Origin of the sequence: Streptomyces sp. NPDC053755, assembly GCF_040677675.1 — a bacterium.
In the GTDB taxonomy this organism is placed as follows: domain Bacteria; phylum Actinomycetota; class Actinomycetes; order Streptomycetales; family Streptomycetaceae; genus Streptomyces.
In genome coordinates this window covers 20,485-37,144 of the sequence record NZ_JBFASK010000028.1, presented here as the reverse complement: position 1 = coordinate 37,144, position 16,660 = coordinate 20,485, and the positions used below count along the sequence as shown (strand labels likewise).

Here is a 16,660-nt window from a genome sequence, read left to right as displayed (position 1 = left end):
GAAGGAGTGACCGCCCGATGAGCACCCGGTATCCGTTCACCGCCGTCGTCGGCATGGACGACCTGCGGCTGGCGTTGCTGCTGAACGCCGTCAGCCCGGCGGTGGGCGGTGTCCTCGTACGCGGCGAGAAGGGCACCGCCAAGAGCACGGCCGTCCGTGCGCTGGCAGACCTGCTGCCTGAGGTGCCGGTCGTCGCGGGCTGCCGCTTCAGCTGCGACCCGGCCTCTCCCGACCCCGGCTGCCCCGACGGGCCGCACGATGACGCCCCGGCCGCCGCGCGGCCCGCGCGGATGGTCGAACTGCCCGTCGGCGCCTCCGAGGACCGGCTGGTGGGCGCGCTGGACATCGAACGGGCCCTCGCCGAAGGCGTGAAGGCCTTCGAGCCGGGGCTCCTCGCGGACGCGCACCGCGGGATCCTCTACGTCGACGAGGTCAACCTCCTCCACGACCACCTGATCGACCTGCTCCTCGACGCCGCCGCCATGGGCTCCTCCTACGTCGAGCGCGAAGGCGTCTCCGTGCGGCACGCGGCCCGCTTCCTGCTCGTCGGCACGATGAACCCCGAAGAGGGCGAGCTGCGGCCGCAGCTGCTGGACCGCTTCGGTCTGACCGTGGAGGTGGCGGCTTCCCGGGAACCCGAGCAGCGGGTCGAGGTGGTGCGCCGCAGGCTGGCGTTCGACGACGACCCCGCCGCCTTCGCCGCCCGCTGGGAGGGCGAGGAGAGCGCGCTGCGGGACCGGATCACGGCCGCGCGGGCCCTGCTGCCCCGGGTGGTGCTCGGCGACGCGGCGCTCCTGCGGATCGCCGCCACCTGCGCGGCGTTCGAGGTCGACGGCATGCGCGCCGACATCGTCATGGCCCGCACGGCGACGGCGCTCGCCGCGTGGGCGGGCCGGACGGACGTCACCTCCGACGACGTACGGCAGGCCGCGCTGCTCGCCCTCCCCCACCGCAGGCGGCGCAACCCCTTCGACGCGCCCGGCCTGGACGAGGACAAGCTGGACGAGACGCTGGAGCGGTTCAAGGCCGAGGACGAGGACCCGGATCCGGATCCCGAGGGTCCGGGCCCCGACGGTCAGGGTCCCGACGACGGGCCGGGCGGAGGCGGAGGCGGGGTGCCGCCGCAGGGCGAGGGGCCCGACGGGTCCGCTGAGAGCGCCGGCCCGGCCGAGCCGCCCCGCGAGGCGGAGCCGGAGGCGACGCCCGAGCCCGAGCCGGCGGCCCAGGACGGACCGGCCCCCGCGCCCGGCGGTGGCACCGGTCAGCGTGCCGCCGTCCGAGCCGCCGAACCGTTCCGTACGAAGATGCTCAGCGTGCCCGGACTGGGCGAGGGCGCGGCCGGGCGCCGCTCCCGGGCCCGTACCGAGCACGGCAGGACGACCGGGGCCGTACGCCCCCGGGGCGCCCTCACCAAGCTGCACCTGGCCGCGACCGTGCACGCCGCCGCACCGCACCAGAAGGCGCGCGGACGCTCCGGCCCCGGCCTGGTGGTGCGGCGGGACGACCTGCGGCAGGCCGTGCGCGAGGGCCGCGAGGGCAATCTGGTGCTCTTCGCCGTGGACGCCTCCGGGTCCATGGCGGCCCGGCAGCGGATGAGCGCCGTCAAGGGCGCCGTGCTCTCCCTCCTCCTCGACGCCTACCAGCGCCGTGACAAGGTCGGCCTGGTCACCTTCCGCGGCCGGGACGCCGAGGTGGCGCTGCCGCCGACCTCGTCCGTGGACGCGGCCGCGGCCCGGCTCGAACAGCTTCCGACAGGTGGCCGTACGCCCCTGTCGGCCGGGCTCCTGAAGGCCCACGACGTCCTGCGGGTCGAGCGGCTGCGCGATCCCTCGCGCCGCCCCCTGCTCGTCGTGGTGACCGACGGCCGGGCGACCGGCGGCGGCCGCGACCCGGTGGCGCTCGCCGCCCGCGCCGCGCGCCTGCACGCCGCCGACGGCACCGCCGCCGTGGTCGTGGACTGCGAGAGCGGGCCGGTGCGGCTCGGCCTCGCCGGGGATCTCGCCCGACAACTGGGCGGAACCGCCGTGACCCTGGACGAGCTGCGCGCGGACTCGATCGCCGGGCTGGTCAGAGACGTACAAGTCAACCGCTCTACGAGAAGGGCCGCCTAATGCCGCAGGGACAGCCGACCGTCGTGCCCGACGACGGTCTCACCACCCGTCAGCGCCGCAACCGCGCGCTCGTGATGGTGCACACCGGCGTCGGCAAGGGGAAATCGACCGCCGCGTTCGGCATGGCGCTGCGCGCCTGGAACCAGGGCTGGCCGGTCGGGGTGTTCCAGTTCGTCAAGTCCGCCAAGTGGCGGGTCGGCGAGGAGAACGCCCTCAAGGCGCTCGGCGAGACCGGCAAGGGCGGCACCGTCACCTGGAACAAGATGGGCGAGGGCTGGTCCTGGATCCAGCGCGAGGTGGCCGAGGGCGAACAGTCGCACGAGGACAAGGCGCGCGAGGGCTGGGAGCAGGTCAAGCGCGACCTCGCCGCCGAGGCGTACAAGTTCTACGTCCTCGACGAGTTCGCCTACCTGCTGCACTGGGGCTGGATCGACACCGCCGAGGTGGTGGAGGTGCTGCGGAACCGTCCCGGGCAGCAGCACGTGGTCATCACCGGCCGCAACGCCCCGCAGGAGCTGGTGGACTTCGCGGATCTCGTCACCGACATGTCGAAGGTGAAGCATCCGATGGACGCCGGCCAGAAGGGCCAGCGGGGCATCGAGTGGTAGCACGTCTCGTCATCGCCGCGCCGTCCTCCGGCGCGGGCAAGACCACGGTCGCCACCGGTCTGATGGCCGCGTTCTCGGGCCGTGGTCTGGCGGTCTCGCCGCACAAGGTCGGCCCCGACTACATCGACCCCGGCTACCACGCGCTCGCGACCGGCCGCCCGGGCCGCAACCTCGACGCGTACATGTGCGGTACGGGCCTGATCGCGCCGCTCTTCGCGCACGGGTCGCGCGGCTGCGACCTGGCGGTCGTCGAGGGCGTCATGGGCCTGTACGACGGGGCCGCCGACCAGGGGGAGCTGGCGTCGACCGCGCAGGTCGCGAAATTGCTCAAGGCGCCGGTGGTGCTGGTCGTGGACGCCTCCTCGCAGTCCCGTTCGGTGGCGGCGCTGGTGCACGGCTTCGCCTCCTGGGACCCGGAGGTGCGGATCGGCGGCGTGATCCTGAACAAGGTCGCGACCGACCGGCACGAGCACCTCCTGCGGGAGGCGCTCGGGGAGTCGGGGGTCCCGGTCCTCGGGGTGCTGCGGAGGGCGCCCGCGGTGGCGACTCCCTCGCGGCATCTCGGCCTCGTGCCGGTGGCCGAACGGCAGGCCGCCGCGCTGGCCGCGGTGGCGGCGCAGGCCGAGCAGGTACGTGCCGGGTGCGACCTCGACGGGTTGCTGGCTCTCGCGCGCAGCGCCCCCGAACTGTACGCCGCAGGGTGGGATCCCTCCGTCGCAGGGCGTCCGTCCGCCGGTGAGCGGACCGTGCCCACCCGTTCCGCCCCCGCGGAACAGCCGGCCGCCCGCAGGCCGGTCATCGCGGTGGCCGGGGGCGCCGCGTTCACGTTCTCGTACGCCGAGCACGCCGAACTCCTGCGGGCGGCCGGGGCGGAGGTCGTCACCTTCGACCCGCTGCGGGACGAGGCGCTGCCCGAGGGCACCTCGGGGCTCGTGATCGGGGGCGGGTTCCCCGAGATGTACGGCTCCGAGCTGTCCGCCAACGAGCCGCTGCGCAAGGCCGTCGCCGAGCTGGCGCGCTCCGGTGCGCCCGTCGCCGCGGAGTGCGCGGGTCTGCTGTACCTCGCCCGGTCGCTCGACGGGACGCCGATGTGCGGGGTGCTCGACGCGGACGCGCGGATGTCGGAGCGGCTGACGCTGGGCTACCGCGACGCCGTGGCCGTGAGCGACAGTCCGCTGGCCGCGACCGGGGCGCGGATGCGCGGGCACGAGTTCCACCGGACCGTGATCGAGCCGGGCGCGGGCGCCCGGGCGGCCTGGGGGCTGCGGCAGCCGGAGCGGCGGGTGGAGGGCTTCGTGCAGCGGGGCGTGCACGCGAGCTATGTGCACACCCACTGGGCCGGTGCGCCCGGAGCGGCCGCACGGTTCGTCGAGCACTGCGCGAACGGTCCCGTGGCGTGAGATCAGCCGGAGACGCCCACCACGAGCCAGATGAAGGCCACGCCCCCCACCGTGCAGAGCAGGGTGGAGAGGGCGGGGTGGTCGTGGTGGGCCTCGGGAAGGATCTCGGCCGCGGCGAGGTAGAGCAGGGCTCCGCCGAAGAAGCCGAGGTAGCTGCCGAGAAGTTCCTCCGGAAGAGTGAACAGCAGGGTGGACGCGGCTCCCACGATCGGTGCGCACGCGTCCGCGACGAGCATCAGGACCGCCTTGCGGCGGGCGTTCCCGTACAGGCTGGTGATCGTGTACGTGTTGAACCCGTCGGCGAAGTCGTGGGTGATGACGGCGAGCGCGACGGTGGCCCCCATGCCCCCGCCGACCTGGAAGGCGGCGCCGAGCGCGACGCCGTCCATGAGGCTGTGGGCGACCATGGCGGCGGCCGCGGTGAGTCCCACCTGCGGGACGCGTTCACCGGCGGCGACCCCGTGTGCCGCCTGGCGGACGGCGAGGAGGCGTTCCACCACGTGGGCGAAGAGGAAGCCGCCGACGAAGAGGAGCAGGGCCTGCGACACGCCGAAGACCTCCGTCCCGACCGCCTCCAGGGCCTCCGGCAGGAGGTCGAGTCCGACCACGCCGAGCATCAGTCCGCCGGCGAGGCCGAGGACCAGGTGGCGCCGGTCGGTGACGCGCCCGGCCGTCCATCCGCCGAACAGCGTCATGAGGAACGCGCCGAGCGCGACGAGAACGGCCATGCGCCCTTGCTATCGGATCGCGTGGCCTCCGCGCACGTCCGCGCTCGCGCGGGTGCCGTCGTGGCGGGCGTGGGGGCCCGCTCGGGGGCGTCGGCGGACGAGGTGCTCGCCCTGCTGGAGCAGGTGTTGCGGGAGGCGGGGCTGACGGCCGCCGACGTGGCGGCGCTGGCCACGCTGGACGCGCGGGCCGGGGAGCCGGGTGTCGCGGGCGCGGCGGAGCGCTGGGGGCTGCCGGTGCGGGCGTTCGGGTCCGAGGTGCTGGCGTCCGTACCCGTACCGCATCCGTCGTCGGCGGCGGAGGCGGCGACGGGGACGGCGTCCGTGGCGGAGGCGGCGGCGCTGGCGGGAGCGGCGGAGCTGTCCGGCGCGGGGGCGGACGCGGCCACCGCCGCCCCGGGGGGTGCGGGGGCCGAACTCCTCGTTCCGAAGCGGAAATCGCGTGGAGTTACGTGCGCGCTCGCCCGTTCCCTCCCGTTTGTGGCGAACGAAGAGTCCACCGGCGCACGGTTGTTGTCCCGGGGACACGGGTACACCGGTGGGAAGGCGGCGTTCGACCCGGTCCCCGAGCTCCGCACTCCCCCCACTCACCACCCCACGGCGGCCATGTATACGCATACGCATTCCGACGCCCATGATCTGCGTCATCACGGTGACGCGGAGGTACGGGACGAGAAGTTGATCGACCTCGCGGTCAATGTCCGGACGCACACGCCTCCGGAGTGGCTGCGGGAGCGGATCGCGGCCTCCCTGGCGGGTCTGGCGGCCTATCCCGACGGGCGGGCCGCCCGGGCGGCGGTCGCCGAGCGGCACGACCTGCCGACCCGGCGGGTGCTGCTCACGTCGGGTGCGGCGGAGGCGTTCGTGCTGCTCGCGCGGGCGCTGCCGGTGCGGCGGCCGGTGGTGGTGCATCCGCAGTTCACCGAGCCCGAGGCGGCGCTGCGCGACGCCGGGCACGAGGTGGGCAGGGTCCTGCTGCGGGAGAAGGACGGCTTCCGGCTGGATCCCGCCGCCGTCCCGGAGGACGCCGACCTGGTGGTGATCGGGAACCCGACGAATCCGACGTCGGTGCTCCATCCGGCGGAGACGATCGCGTCGTTGGCGCGGCCGGGGCGGACGCTGGTGGTGGACGAGGCGTTCATGGACGCGGTGCCGGGCGAGCGGGAGGCGCTGGCGGGGCGGACGGACGTGCCGGGTCTGGTGGTGCTGCGGAGCCTGACGAAGACGTGGGGGCTCGCCGGGCTGCGGGTCGGTTACGTCCTCGCCGAGCCGGAGACGGTCGACGCCCTGGAGCGGGCGCAGCCGTTGTGGCCGGTGTCGACGCCGGCGCTGGTGGCGGCGGAGGCGTGCATGTCGCGGCTGGCGCTGGCCGAGGCGGAGCACGCGGCGCACCGGATCGGGGTGGAGCGGGCACATCTGCTGGCCGGACTCGCGGAGTTCGACGAGGTGCGGGCGGTCGCGGCGGCGGAGGGCCCGTTCGTGCTGCTCCGGATCGAGCGCGCGGACGCGGTGCGGGAGCGGCTGCGCGCCCTGGGCTTCGCGGTCCGCCGCGGCGACACCTTCCCGGGCCTGGACCGGAACTGGCTGCGGCTGGCGGTGCGGGACCGGACGACGACGAACCGTTTCCTGCAGGCGCTCGACCAGGCGCTGCTCGCGGCGGGCTAGCGGGGCGGAGCGCGGGAGCGGCCCGTGAGGACGGCGGGAGGGGTGGGTGGTGCCGTCGCACCGCCCACCCCTCCCCCCTTCACCCGCTGCCCCGTCCGCACCCCCCGGTGCGTCCCCCCTGAGACCCCCCTCGGGCAGGTGGGCGGCGGGTCGTCCGGCCGCGGACCGGCCGGTCAGCCCCGGGCGCGGATCCGGGCCAGGACGAGGCCCGCGCCGCCGAGGCCGAGCAGGAGCGCGGCGCCGCCTGCCAGATAGGGGGTGGCCGAGCTGCCGCCGGTCTCGGCGAGGTTCTGTTCGGCCGGGTTCGAGCCGCCGTTCTGCGTCTCCACGCCACCGCCGTCGGCGGGTCCGGCGGAGGGCTCCTGGGCGGGCCGCTCGGTCGGCCGCTGCGTGGGCCGGGTGTCCTTCGGGGTCTCACAGGTCGCCTCGGCCAGGGTCAGCACGCCGTCGACCTCGGCCACGTTGAGCTTCAGCGGGTTCACGGCGACCTTCAGCTCCAGGGCGGTGGCGGCCGCCGTGCGCGAGGTCGTGGCCGTCTTCGACAGGTCGAGGGTCACCTCGCCGATGCCGGGGACGGTGACCTTCGTGCGTCCGCCGCTGGTGAGCGTGGTCTTCTTGCCGAGGACCGTCACGTGCCCGAGCACGTTGGACTCGGCGACGGGCTTCCTGCCCGCCTCGCAGACGGCCTTGGAGGTGACCTTCTCGACCTCGATCAGCGAGAGGGCCGGAAGGCCGGGGACGTGCACGCGGGCCTTGGCGAGGTTGACGTAACCCTCGGCGCGCTTCCCCTCCACGGTCGCCTTGGCGGTGGCCACGTCGGCGCGCAGGACGTCGACCGGCTTGCCCTTCTCGACGCCCTCCAGCGTCACGGTGAGCGCCGTACGGTCCGCGCTCGCCGGCGCCTGGACCTCGTTGAGGGAGGCCCGGAGCGGCACGTGCACGGCCTTGTTGAGCAGGGAGACGTCGAGGCCGGTCCGCAGGACGGCGGCGGTGGCGCGTCCTTCCCCGCCCGTGGCGTGGGCGGCGGGGGCCGCGAGGACCACGGGGCCGACGGCCAGCGCGGCGGCGGTCGCGGCGGCGGCGGTGCGGCGTACGGGCAGGCGGAAGGTGTTGCTGTTCAAGGTGGTGGAACCCCCACAGGAGACATGGCGTCGCCGGCCGCTCACCACGGGGACATGTGGCCGGCGCGGAGTCGACGACTCGAGACACCGGAATCTTTACGCACGGAGAGTGAACCGGCGGACACCTGGCGTCAGTTCACTCCAAAGGGGGGTTTCCGCTTTCGCTTTCGATTCTTTCGGCACACGCGTTCCCTCGCGCCCCGCGCGTCGCACGCACCGAGGGCGCACGACGCACGGGGGAGGCCTTCCAACGAGGGCCGACGGCAGGAGGTAACGGCCTGTCAACCCGGCGCCCCGCCGGGAGCCGTCAGGCGGCGCGCCAGTAGCCGAGGGAGTGCACGCGCTCCTTGGGGAGCGCCAGCTCCTTGCGCACGTACGTACCCAGCGTGCGGGTCGTGGCCGTGTCGCAGGCGATCCACACGTAGGGGTCGCTCCCGGTCAGCGCGGGCAGCTCGGCCTTGACGCGCTCGACGAGCGCCGCTCCCCCGCGCTCGCGCGGGACCCGGCGCACCTCGTGCAGGTCCGGGTCGAGCCGGATCGGAAGGTCCTCGTCGGAGTCGTGCGCGGTCTCGAACCAGAGGGTGGCGGGAACACCGGGGACCGCGTCGAGCAGGGAGTTGACGGCCGGCAGCGAGGCGGCGTCGCCGATGACGAGGAGACGCTCCGGACGCGGCTCGGGGGCGGTGAAGCCGGTGCCCTGGAGGGTGGCCTCGATGGTGTCGCCGGGGGCGCAGGTGCGGGCCCAGCGGCTCGCGGCGCCGTCGTGGAGGGCGAACTCCAGGCTGAACGTGCCGGACGCGGGGTCCGGGTCGACGAGGGTGTAGGCACGCTGGTGCGGTTTGCCGCCGTCCTCGAACCAGAGCCGCACCCACATCGTCGGGTGCACTCCGGCGGCGGCGAGCAGTCCGCCGTCCGTGAGGTGCACCCGGCGGTAGTGCTCGGTGACCTGCTCGGCTCCGGTCACGGTGAACGTGAAGTCCTTGCCGCGCATCAATTTGAGGACGACGCCCTCCCAGCCATGCCCCACCGCGGTCTCCTCCCCTGAAGTCCTGTAGTAATTTAGGTCAGCCTAACCTAAGAAATGCCGGATCGGAGCGGAGTCGCTGTGAGCATCGAGGTCTATCGGGACGCATGGGGCATTCCGCATCTGCGCGCCGCCGATCCGAACGAACTCGCCCACGCGCAGGGTCTTGTGACGGCCCGGGACCGCGCCTGGCAGCTGGAGGTCGAGCGGCACCGGGCACTCGGCACCACGGCGGCGTTCCTCGGGGCCGACGAGCTGGTGTGGGACTCCTTCGCGCGGCAGGCACGCCTCGCCGACACCGCACAGCGCTGCTTCGAGCGGCTCGACCGGCTCGACGCCGGGACGGCGGGGTGGGTACGGGCGTACGCGGACGGCGTCAACGAGGGCCTCGCGGACGGCGCGCGGCGGGCGCCGGAGTTCGCCGCGACGGGGCTCGCCCCCGGACGCTGGGAGCCGTGGACGCCGCTGGCGGTGTGGCTGAGCACGCACATCCTGTTCGCGGGGTTCCCGGCGAAGCTGTGGCGGGAGGAGGTCGCCCGACGGCTCGGCGAGGAGTGGACGGAGCTGTTCAACACGGACGGCCCCGCGACCGCGGGCTCCAACGGCTGGGTCGTCTCCGGTGGCCGCACCGCGAGCGGGTCGCCGATCGTGGCGGGCGATCCGCACCGCTTCATCGAGGCCCCCGGGGTCTACCAGCAGATCCGCCTCGCGTGCCCGGAGTACGACGTCGTGGGCTTCGCCGTGCCGGGCGTGCCGGGGCTCGCCCACTTCGGCCACACGGGCGGCGTGGCGTGGGCGATCACCAACGCCATGGCCGACTACCACGACCTGTACCGGGAGCGCCTGCGCCGGACGGACGACGGCGGGGTGGAGGCCCTCGGCCCCGACGGCTGGCAGCGCGCGTCGGTGCACACCGAGACGGTCGAGGTCGCGGACGGCCCGCCGGTCGAGGTCGAGGTGGTCGAGACGGCACGGGGGCCGGTGATCATCGCCGACGCGGGCGGGGGCTCCGCCACGGACCCGGACGCCGACGGCTCCTGGGAGGCGATCAGTCTGCGCTACCCGCCGCGGGTGACCGGTGAGCTGGGCTTCGGTGTCCTGCCCGAGCTGCTCGCCGCGCGGACCGTCGCGGACGTGGACCGGGCCGTCGACGGATGGTGCGAGCCGGTCAACGTCGTCCAGGCCGCCGACACGTCCGGCGGCCTGCTGCACCGGGTGGCCGGCCGGGTGCCGGTCCGCCACCGCGCCAACGGGCTGCGGGTGGTGCCCGCCTGGGATGCCGCACACGCCTGGCGGGAGGACGCCTCGGCGCCGACGCCGCGCGCCGACGTCGACCGCGACGGGCACGCGGTCATGGCCAACGCCCGGGCCCTGGCCGCCCCCCTCGGCGTCGAGTTCGCGCCCCCGCACCGGGCCGCCCGCATCGACGCGCTGCTCGCGGAGTCGCGGGCCTGGACTCCGCGGGCCATGACGTCCGTCCACACCGACACCGACAACCCCTCCGCGGCCCCCCTCCTGGCGGCGATCCGCGCCACGGGCGCCGAGCCGCGGACGCGTGTCCCCGCCGAGACGGCACCGGGCACCGTCGCCCCGGCCGAGGGGGCGCCCCGCGACGAGGCTCCCGCGGCGGCCGGCGCGACCGGCTCCACCCCGCTCTCCCCCGCAGCCGCCGCCGTACGGGCGCGGTTGCTCGCCTGGGACCGGCGGATGGAGGCCGGGAGCACCGACGCCGCGTTGTACGCCGCGGTGCGGGGTGCCGTCGTGCGGCGGGTGGCCGCGCACCCCGTCTTCGCGCCGCTGCGCGAACCCGCGCCGTACCCCGCCCTGTTCCAGCCGTGGCTGGCGCTCGGGCCCCGGGTGGCCTTCGCCCTGGAGACCCTGCTCGTCTCCGGACCCGTGCCGGCCGAGGACATCGCGGCGAGCGTCCGGGAGGCGCTCGAAGAGGTCGCCGAGGGACCGGAGCCGGCGGCCTGGGGCGCGACCCACCGGCTCGCGCCCTGGCAGGCCCTGCCGGACCCGGACGACGCCCAGTGGCCCGGTCTCGGCGGGGACCACGACTGCGTGCTGTCCACGTCCAGCGTGCCCGGCTACACCGACCGCAGCGCCCGCGCCTCGGCCGCCCGCTACGTCTGGGACCTCGCCGACCGGGCCGACAGCCTCTGGGTGGTGCCGTTCGGCGCCTCCGGCGTCGCGGGCGACCCCCACCACCGTGACCAACTCCCGCTGTGGCTGCGGGGCGAGCTCGCCCCCGTCACCACCGACTGGCACCACCTCACCAAGGAGCACCCCCGTGACGACCACTGACCCCCTCCACCTCCAGACGGTCGAGGGCTTCGGCACGGTCCGCGTCGACCCCGTCGACCCCGACCGCGACGCCGTCCTCATCCACGGCTGGGTCAACGAGGACCGGGCCCGGTTCTGGGGGATGGGCGGCACGACCGTCGAACAGGTGCGGGAGGTCTACGCGCACCTGGACTCCCTGACCACGCACCACGGCTTCCTGGTCCGGCGGGACGGCGTGCCGGTCGCCCTGTTCCAGACGTACGACCCCGCGGCGGACCGGGTCGGCGAGTGCTACGACGTGCTGCCCGGGGACGTCGGCGTCCACCTGCTGATCGCGCCGAGCGCGACCCCTGAGCGGGGTTTCTCGGCCGGGTTGCTCACCGCCCTGACCGCCTTCACGCTGGCCCGTCACGTCCGCGTGGTCGCCGAGCCCGACGCGGCCAACGAGAAGGCCATCGCCCGGCTGGTGCGGTCCGGCTTCGAACTGGGACCGGAGGTCGTGCTGCCGGAGGTGGACCTCCCCGAGGTCTTCCTGCCGGAGAAGAGGGCGCGCCTCGCGTTCTTCTCCCGCCGCCAGCCGGCGGGTGCGGGGGAACCGCGCCGGATCGTGACCGACAAGAGCGCGGCCGAACCGGCCAGGACCGGCCGGAGCCGCCGGTCGGCCCCGGTCCCTCCGGCCGCGACCGGTCCGGCATCCGGCGCCGACGACTCCGGGCGTCGCCGGCCCGTCCCGCCGGTCCGGCCCGGTGTCAGCCGATCACCCGTCCGTTGACGATCACCCGTCGCGGCGCCGCCAGGACGCGGACGTCCGCGCGCGGGTCGTCGTCGTAGACCACCAGGTCGGCCGGGGCCCCCTCCTCCAGCGAGGGGCGCCCCAGCCAGGACCGGGCTCCCCAGGCGGTCGCCGAGAGGGCCTCGATCGGCGGGATGCCCGCCTTGACGAGCTCCTCGACCTCGGCCGCGACGAGGCCGTGGGCCAGGGAGCCGCCCGCGTCCGTGCCGACGAAGACCGGGACGCCCGCGTCGTACGCCGAGCGGACGGTGTCGTAGCGGCGCTCGTACAGCCGCCGCATGTGCGCCGACCAGCGCGGGAACTTCTCCTCGCCACCGTCGGCCAGCCGCGGGAAGGTGGCGATGTTGACGAGCGTCGGGACGATCGCGACACCCCGCTCGGCGAAGAGCGGGATGGTCTCCTCGGTGAGGCCGGTGGCGTGCTCGACGCAGTCGATGCCCGCCTCCACCAGGTCCCGCAGCGACTCCTCCGCGAAGCAGTGCGCGGTCACCCGCGCCCCGAGCCGGTGCGCCTCCGCGATCGCCGCCTCGACCTCGGGGCGCGGCCAGCAGGCGGTCAGGTCGCCCGCGTCGCGGTCGATCCAGTCCCCGACGAGCTTGACCCAGCCGTCACCGCGCCGGGCCTCCCGGCCGACGTACTCCACCAGGTCCGCCGGTTCGATCTCGTGCGCGTAGTTGCGGATGTAGCGGCGGGTGCGGGCGATGTGGCGGCCGGCGCGGATGATCTTCGGGAGGTCGTCGCGGTCGTCGATCCAGCGGGTGTCGGAGGGCGAACCGGCGTCGCGGATGAGGAGCGTGCCCGCGTCGCGGTCGGTGAGGGCCTGCTTCTCGCTCGTGGCGTCGTCGACGGGGCCGTGCCGGTCGAGGCCGACATGGCAGTGCGCGTCGACGAGGCCGGGCAGGGCCCAGCCGGTCACGGTCAGCGTCTCGTCCGGCCGCCCCGAGGGCCGCGCGAAGGTGATCCGTCCGTCGACGGCCCACAGCTCGTCCCGCACGTCCTCCGGGCCGACGAGCACCCGCCCCTTCACATGCACCACCACGTGATCGCTCATGCCTGCACTGTACGAGGGGCGTGCGAGCGGCCGGAACGGGCTCCCGCCCCGCGCCGGCCCGGCGCGGACCCCGGCGCCCGGGGCCCTCTCGGTACGCTGGGCCGAAGCTCCACCTGCGTCGAACTGAGTCGAAGAAGGCACCGCCGTGACCGTGACACACCCGTTCCTGGACCTGGCCCCGCTGACCGCCGCGCACTTCGCGTCCATCGAGCGGCGGGTCGCCGCGCTGCTCTCCACCGAGCAGGACGTGGTGATCACCCAGGGCGAGGCGCTGCTCCCCCTGGAGGGCTGCATCCGCAGCGGCGCGCGGCCCGGCTCGACCGCGCTGAACGTCGTCACCGGCCCCTACGGGCAGACCTTCGGCGACTGGCTGCGGGACTGCGGCGCGACCGTCGTGGACCTGGCGGTGCCCTTCCACACGGCGGTGACGGCCGCGCAGGTGGAAGGGGCGCTCGCCGAGCACCCGGAGATCGACTTCGTCTCGCTGGTCCACGCGGAGGCGGCCACCGGCAACACCAACCCGGTGGCGGAGATCGGCGAGGTCGTACGGGCGCACGGGGCGCTGTTCTACCTGGACGCGGTGGCGTCGATCGGCGCCGAGCCGGTGCTGCCCGACGCCTGGGGCGTCGACATGTGCATCATCGGCGCGCAGAAGGCGATGGGCGGTCCGGCCGGCGTGTCGGTCGTCTCGGTCAGCGAGCGGGCCTGGGAGCGGTTCGCCGCGAACCCGCGGGCTCCGCGCCGCTCGTACCTCTCCCTCCTCGACTGGAAGGAGCGCTGGATCGACGGCGGCCGCAGGGCGCTGCCGCACGCGCCGGCGCAGCTGGAGATGCTGGCCCTGGAGGCGTGCCTGGAGCGGATCGAGGCCGAGGGCCTGGACGCCCTCATGGCGCGCCACGCGGCCGCGGCGGCGGCTACCCGCGCGGGCGCGCTGGCGCTGGGCGGGGGCCTGGAGCCGTATGTGTACGAGGCGGCGGACGCGGCCCCGGTCGCGACGACGCTGCGGTCCCCCGCGGGTGTGGACGCCTCCGAGCTGGTGGCCCGGGCGCTGGCCGTGGATCCGTCGCTGCCGCTGATCGCGGGCGGGGGCGCGCTGGCCAAGGAGATGATCCGGGTCAACCACTACGGCGCGGCCGCGAACCGGGACGTGGTGCGCTCCTCGCTCGAGGCGCTGGGCACCGCGCTCGACGCGACGGGCCGGACGGCCGATCCGCGGGCCGCGCTGCGCGCGGTCACGGAGGTCTGGGCGTAGCCGACACGTCCGGCCCGAGCGCGGGCCGGGCCCGCGAAATGCCGCGACCGGGTTCCCGGCCGCGGCATTTCGCATTTCCGAAGAGAAAAGCGGGCGCATACCGCGCAAGCGAATTCCCTTTCAATACGCCTTTACGTCACCGGATTCTTATGCCCCAAATCCGCGACCGCAAACTCGGGAGTTTCATCAGCCTTTCCCGAGGTTGTTGATGTTGTGACGGACTCCACATCGCGCCCGATTTGCGGGGGTATTTACGGGCAAATAGGACCGTTCTCGCGCTCGCGCGAATAACATGCTCCACGCGCTTTGCCCACCCCTGCGGGAGGTGCAATCGAGAATTTCGCTGGGTAAATTCCCTCTGCATGACCGCCGCACAAGCAGCCATGACCGTAGAAAGCCCACGAGTAGAGGACGGAGCCGCGATCTGGCGTATCGCCCGCGATTCCGAGGTACTGGACCTGAACTCCTCGTACAGCTATCTGCTGTGGTGTCGCGACTTCGCGGCCACGTCCTTGGTCGCACGCGACGCCGACGGGGAGCCGATCGCCTTCGTCACCGGATACCTGCGGCCCGACCGTCCCGGCACCCTCGTCGTCTGGCAGATCGCCGTCGGCGACGGGCACCAGGGACGGGGCCTCGCCGGGGTGCTCCTCGACGCGCTGACCGCGCGGATCGCGCCCGACGCCGTCGAGACGACCGTCACCCCGGACAACACGGCCTCCGACCGGCTCTTCACCTCCTACGCCCGGCGCCACGGGCTCCGCCTGGAGCGCGAGGTCCTCTTCGACGGGGGGCTGTTCCCCGACGGCGCCGCCCACCAGCCCGAAGTCCTGTACCGCATCGGCCCCTTCCAGCCCACAGGAGAATCGCTGTGACCATCACCCCGCCCGCGCACCCGGCCCCCACCGCCCTCGGCCGAGCGGCCTATGACGGCGCCGACTCCGCCCTCAGCGTCTTCGAAAGCCTGGAGTCGGAGGTGCGCAGCTACTGCCGCGGCTGGCCCACCGTGTTCGACCGCGCCCAGGGCGCCCACCTCGTCGACGAGGACGGGCACACCTACCTCGACTTCTTCGCGGGGGCCGGTTCGCTCAACTACGGCCACAACAACCCCGTGCTGAAACGGGCCCTCATCGACTATCTGGAACGCGACGGCATCACGCACGGTCTCGACATGGCGACCACCGCCAAGCGAGGCTTCCTGGAGACCTTCAAGGAGGTCGTCCTCGAGCCCCGCTCGCTGCCGTACAAGGTGATGTTCCCGGGACCGACCGGCACCAACGCGGTGGAATCCGCACTGAAGCTGGCCCGCAAGGTGAAGGGCCGCGAATCCGTGGTCTCCTTCACCAACGCCTTCCACGGCATGTCGCTCGGCTCGCTCGCCGTCACCGGCAACGCCTTCAAGCGGGCCGGCGCCGGTATCCCGCTGGTGCACGGCACCCCGATGCCGTTCGACAACTACCTCGACGGCCAGCTCCCGGACTTCCTCTGGTTCGAGCGGCTGCTCGACGACCAGGGCTCCGGACTCAACAAGCCCGCCGCCGTGATCGTGGAGACCGTGCAGGGCGAGGGCGGCATCAACGTCGCCAGGGCCGAGTGGCTGCGGGCGCTCGCCGACCTGTGCCGCCGCCAGGACATGCTGCTGATCGTCGACGACATCCAGATGGGCTGCGGGCGGACCGGCGCGTTCTTCTCCTTCGAGGAGGCCGGCATCACCCCGGACATCGTCACCCTGTCGAAGTCGATCAGCGGGTACGGCCTGCCCATGTCGCTGTGCCTGTTCCGGCCGGAGCTGGACGTGTGGGAGCCGGGCGAGCACAACGGCACGTTCCGCGGCAACAACCCCGCCTTCGTCACCGCCACGGCGGCGCTGAACGCCTACTGGGCCGACGGCCAGATGGAGAAGCAGACGACGGCGCGCGGCGAGCAGGTCGAGCAGGCGCTCCTCGCCCTCTGCGAGGAGAACTCCGCCGACGGCGCCCACTACCGCGGCCGTGGCCTCGTGTGGGGCCTGGAGTTCGCCGACCGCACGCGGGCGTCGAAGGTCTGCGCGCGCGCCTTCGAGCTGGGGCTGCTGCTGGAGACCTCGGGCCCCGACAGCCAGGTCGTCAAGCTGCTGCCGCCGCTCACCATCTCGCCCGACGAGCTGGACGAGGGGCTGCGCACGCTGTCCCGCGCGGTCCACGAGACCGCCTGATCCACCCGTACACCCTGAGGAGTTGCACCCACCGTGATCGTCCGATCGTTCAAGGACATCGAGAACACCGACCGCCATGTCAGGGCCGCGTCCGGCACCTGGGAGAGCAAGCGGATCGTCCTCGCCAAGGAGAAGGTCGGCTTCTCGCTCCACGAGACCGTTCTGTACGCGGGCACCGAGACGTCCATGTGGTACGCCAACCACATCGAGGCCGTCCTGTGCGTGGAGGGCGAGGCCGAGCTGACGAACGACGAGACCGGCGAGACGCACTGGATCGAGCCCGGCACCATGTACCTGCTCGACGGCCACGAGCGCCACACGATGCGCCCGAAGACCGACTTCCGGTGCGTCTGCGTCTTCAACCCGCCCGTCACCGGACGGGAGGACCACGACGAGAACGGGGTGTACCCCCTGCTCACGGAGGAGGCCTGAT

The 16,660-nt window shown here is 73.9% G+C and carries 14 protein-coding genes; 10 read left to right on the top strand and 4 right to left on the bottom strand.

The window, feature by feature from the left end:
- The first annotated feature begins 17 nt into the window (after positions 1 to 17).
- Genes AB0K65_RS24295 through AB0K65_RS24285 form a run of 3 tightly spaced genes read left to right on the top strand, consistent with a single transcriptional unit; the run spans position 18 to position 4,119 of the window.
- On the top strand, positions 18 to 2,111 hold the full coding sequence (locus AB0K65_RS24295) for a putative cobaltochelatase (protein ID WP_365719874.1): 2,094 nt from the start codon (positions 18 to 20) through the stop codon (positions 2,109 to 2,111).
- On the top strand, positions 2,111 to 2,719 hold the full coding sequence (gene cobO / locus AB0K65_RS24290) for a cob(I)yrinic acid a,c-diamide adenosyltransferase (RefSeq protein WP_365719872.1): 609 nt from the start codon (positions 2,111 to 2,113) through the stop codon (positions 2,717 to 2,719). Before AB0K65_RS24295 ends, cobO begins: the two co-directional genes overlap by 1 nt.
- Entirely contained in the window at positions 2,713 to 4,119 is a 1,407-nt protein-coding gene (locus AB0K65_RS24285; protein WP_365719870.1) for a cobyrinate a,c-diamide synthase, read from the top strand. Before cobO ends, AB0K65_RS24285 begins: the two co-directional genes overlap by 7 nt.
- A gap of 2 nt (positions 4,120 to 4,121) precedes the next feature.
- Here AB0K65_RS24285 and AB0K65_RS24280 read toward each other — a convergent pair whose 3' ends face one another.
- Positions 4,122 to 4,847, bottom strand: a complete 726-nt coding sequence (locus tag AB0K65_RS24280) for a ZIP family metal transporter (RefSeq protein ID WP_365719868.1) — start codon at positions 4,845 to 4,847, stop codon at positions 4,122 to 4,124.
- A gap of 21 nt (positions 4,848 to 4,868) precedes the next feature.
- Here AB0K65_RS24280 and cobC point away from each other — a divergent pair, with 21 nt between their 5' ends.
- A complete protein-coding gene (gene cobC / locus AB0K65_RS24275; RefSeq protein WP_365719866.1) occupies positions 4,869 to 6,509 on the top strand; it encodes an Rv2231c family pyridoxal phosphate-dependent protein CobC in 1,641 nt (546 codons plus the stop codon).
- 173 nt (positions 6,510 to 6,682) lie between these two features.
- Here cobC and AB0K65_RS24270 read toward each other — a convergent pair whose 3' ends face one another.
- Both AB0K65_RS24270 and AB0K65_RS24265 read right to left on the bottom strand, forming a co-directional pair.
- Positions 6,683 to 7,630: an SCO1860 family LAETG-anchored protein gene (locus AB0K65_RS24270; protein ID WP_365719864.1), complete on the bottom strand. Its 948-nt coding sequence runs from the start codon at positions 7,628 to 7,630 to the stop codon at positions 6,683 to 6,685.
- Between the two features lie 307 nt (positions 7,631 to 7,937).
- Complete coding sequence (locus tag AB0K65_RS24265; RefSeq protein WP_365719862.1) at positions 7,938 to 8,657, bottom strand: siderophore-interacting protein; 720 nt, start codon at positions 8,655 to 8,657, stop codon at positions 7,938 to 7,940.
- Between the two features lie 78 nt (positions 8,658 to 8,735).
- Here AB0K65_RS24265 and AB0K65_RS24260 point away from each other — a divergent pair, with 78 nt between their 5' ends.
- Together AB0K65_RS24260 and AB0K65_RS24255 are read left to right on the top strand one after the other, a co-directional pair.
- Entirely contained in the window at positions 8,736 to 10,958 is a 2,223-nt protein-coding gene (locus AB0K65_RS24260) for a penicillin acylase family protein (protein WP_365719860.1), read from the top strand.
- Positions 10,945 to 11,709, top strand: a complete 765-nt coding sequence (locus tag AB0K65_RS24255; protein WP_365719858.1) for a GNAT family N-acetyltransferase — start codon at positions 10,945 to 10,947, stop codon at positions 11,707 to 11,709. The genes AB0K65_RS24260 and AB0K65_RS24255 overlap by 14 nt, the downstream gene beginning before the upstream one ends.
- Here AB0K65_RS24255 and AB0K65_RS24250 read toward each other — a convergent pair.
- Positions 11,687 to 12,781: an amidohydrolase family protein gene (locus AB0K65_RS24250; protein WP_365719856.1), complete on the bottom strand. Its 1,095-nt coding sequence runs from the start codon at positions 12,779 to 12,781 to the stop codon at positions 11,687 to 11,689. The two genes, AB0K65_RS24255 and AB0K65_RS24250, sit on opposite strands and share 23 nt — an antisense overlap.
- A 151-nt stretch (positions 12,782 to 12,932) precedes the next feature.
- Here AB0K65_RS24250 and AB0K65_RS24245 point away from each other — a divergent pair, with 151 nt between their 5' ends.
- The 4 genes from AB0K65_RS24245 (at position 12,933) to AB0K65_RS24230 (ending at position 16,659) form a co-directional block, all read left to right on the top strand.
- Entirely contained in the window at positions 12,933 to 14,033 is a 1,101-nt protein-coding gene (locus AB0K65_RS24245; RefSeq protein ID WP_365719985.1) for an aminotransferase class V-fold PLP-dependent enzyme, read from the top strand.
- A gap of 383 nt (positions 14,034 to 14,416) precedes the next feature.
- The gene (gene ectA / locus AB0K65_RS24240; protein WP_365719854.1) at positions 14,417 to 14,908 is read left to right on the top strand and encodes a diaminobutyrate acetyltransferase; all 492 of its coding nucleotides are present in this window, start codon (positions 14,417 to 14,419) and stop codon (positions 14,906 to 14,908) included.
- Positions 14,905 to 16,227 (top strand): diaminobutyrate--2-oxoglutarate transaminase, encoded by a 1,323-nt coding sequence (ectB, locus tag AB0K65_RS24235; protein ID WP_365719852.1) that lies wholly within the window; start codon positions 14,905 to 14,907, stop codon positions 16,225 to 16,227. The genes ectA and ectB overlap by 4 nt, the downstream gene beginning before the upstream one ends.
- A gap of 33 nt (positions 16,228 to 16,260) precedes the next feature.
- On the top strand, positions 16,261 to 16,659 hold the full coding sequence (locus AB0K65_RS24230) for an ectoine synthase (RefSeq protein ID WP_365719850.1): 399 nt from the start codon (positions 16,261 to 16,263) through the stop codon (positions 16,657 to 16,659).
- The last annotated feature ends 1 nt before the right edge of the window (position 16,660 follow it).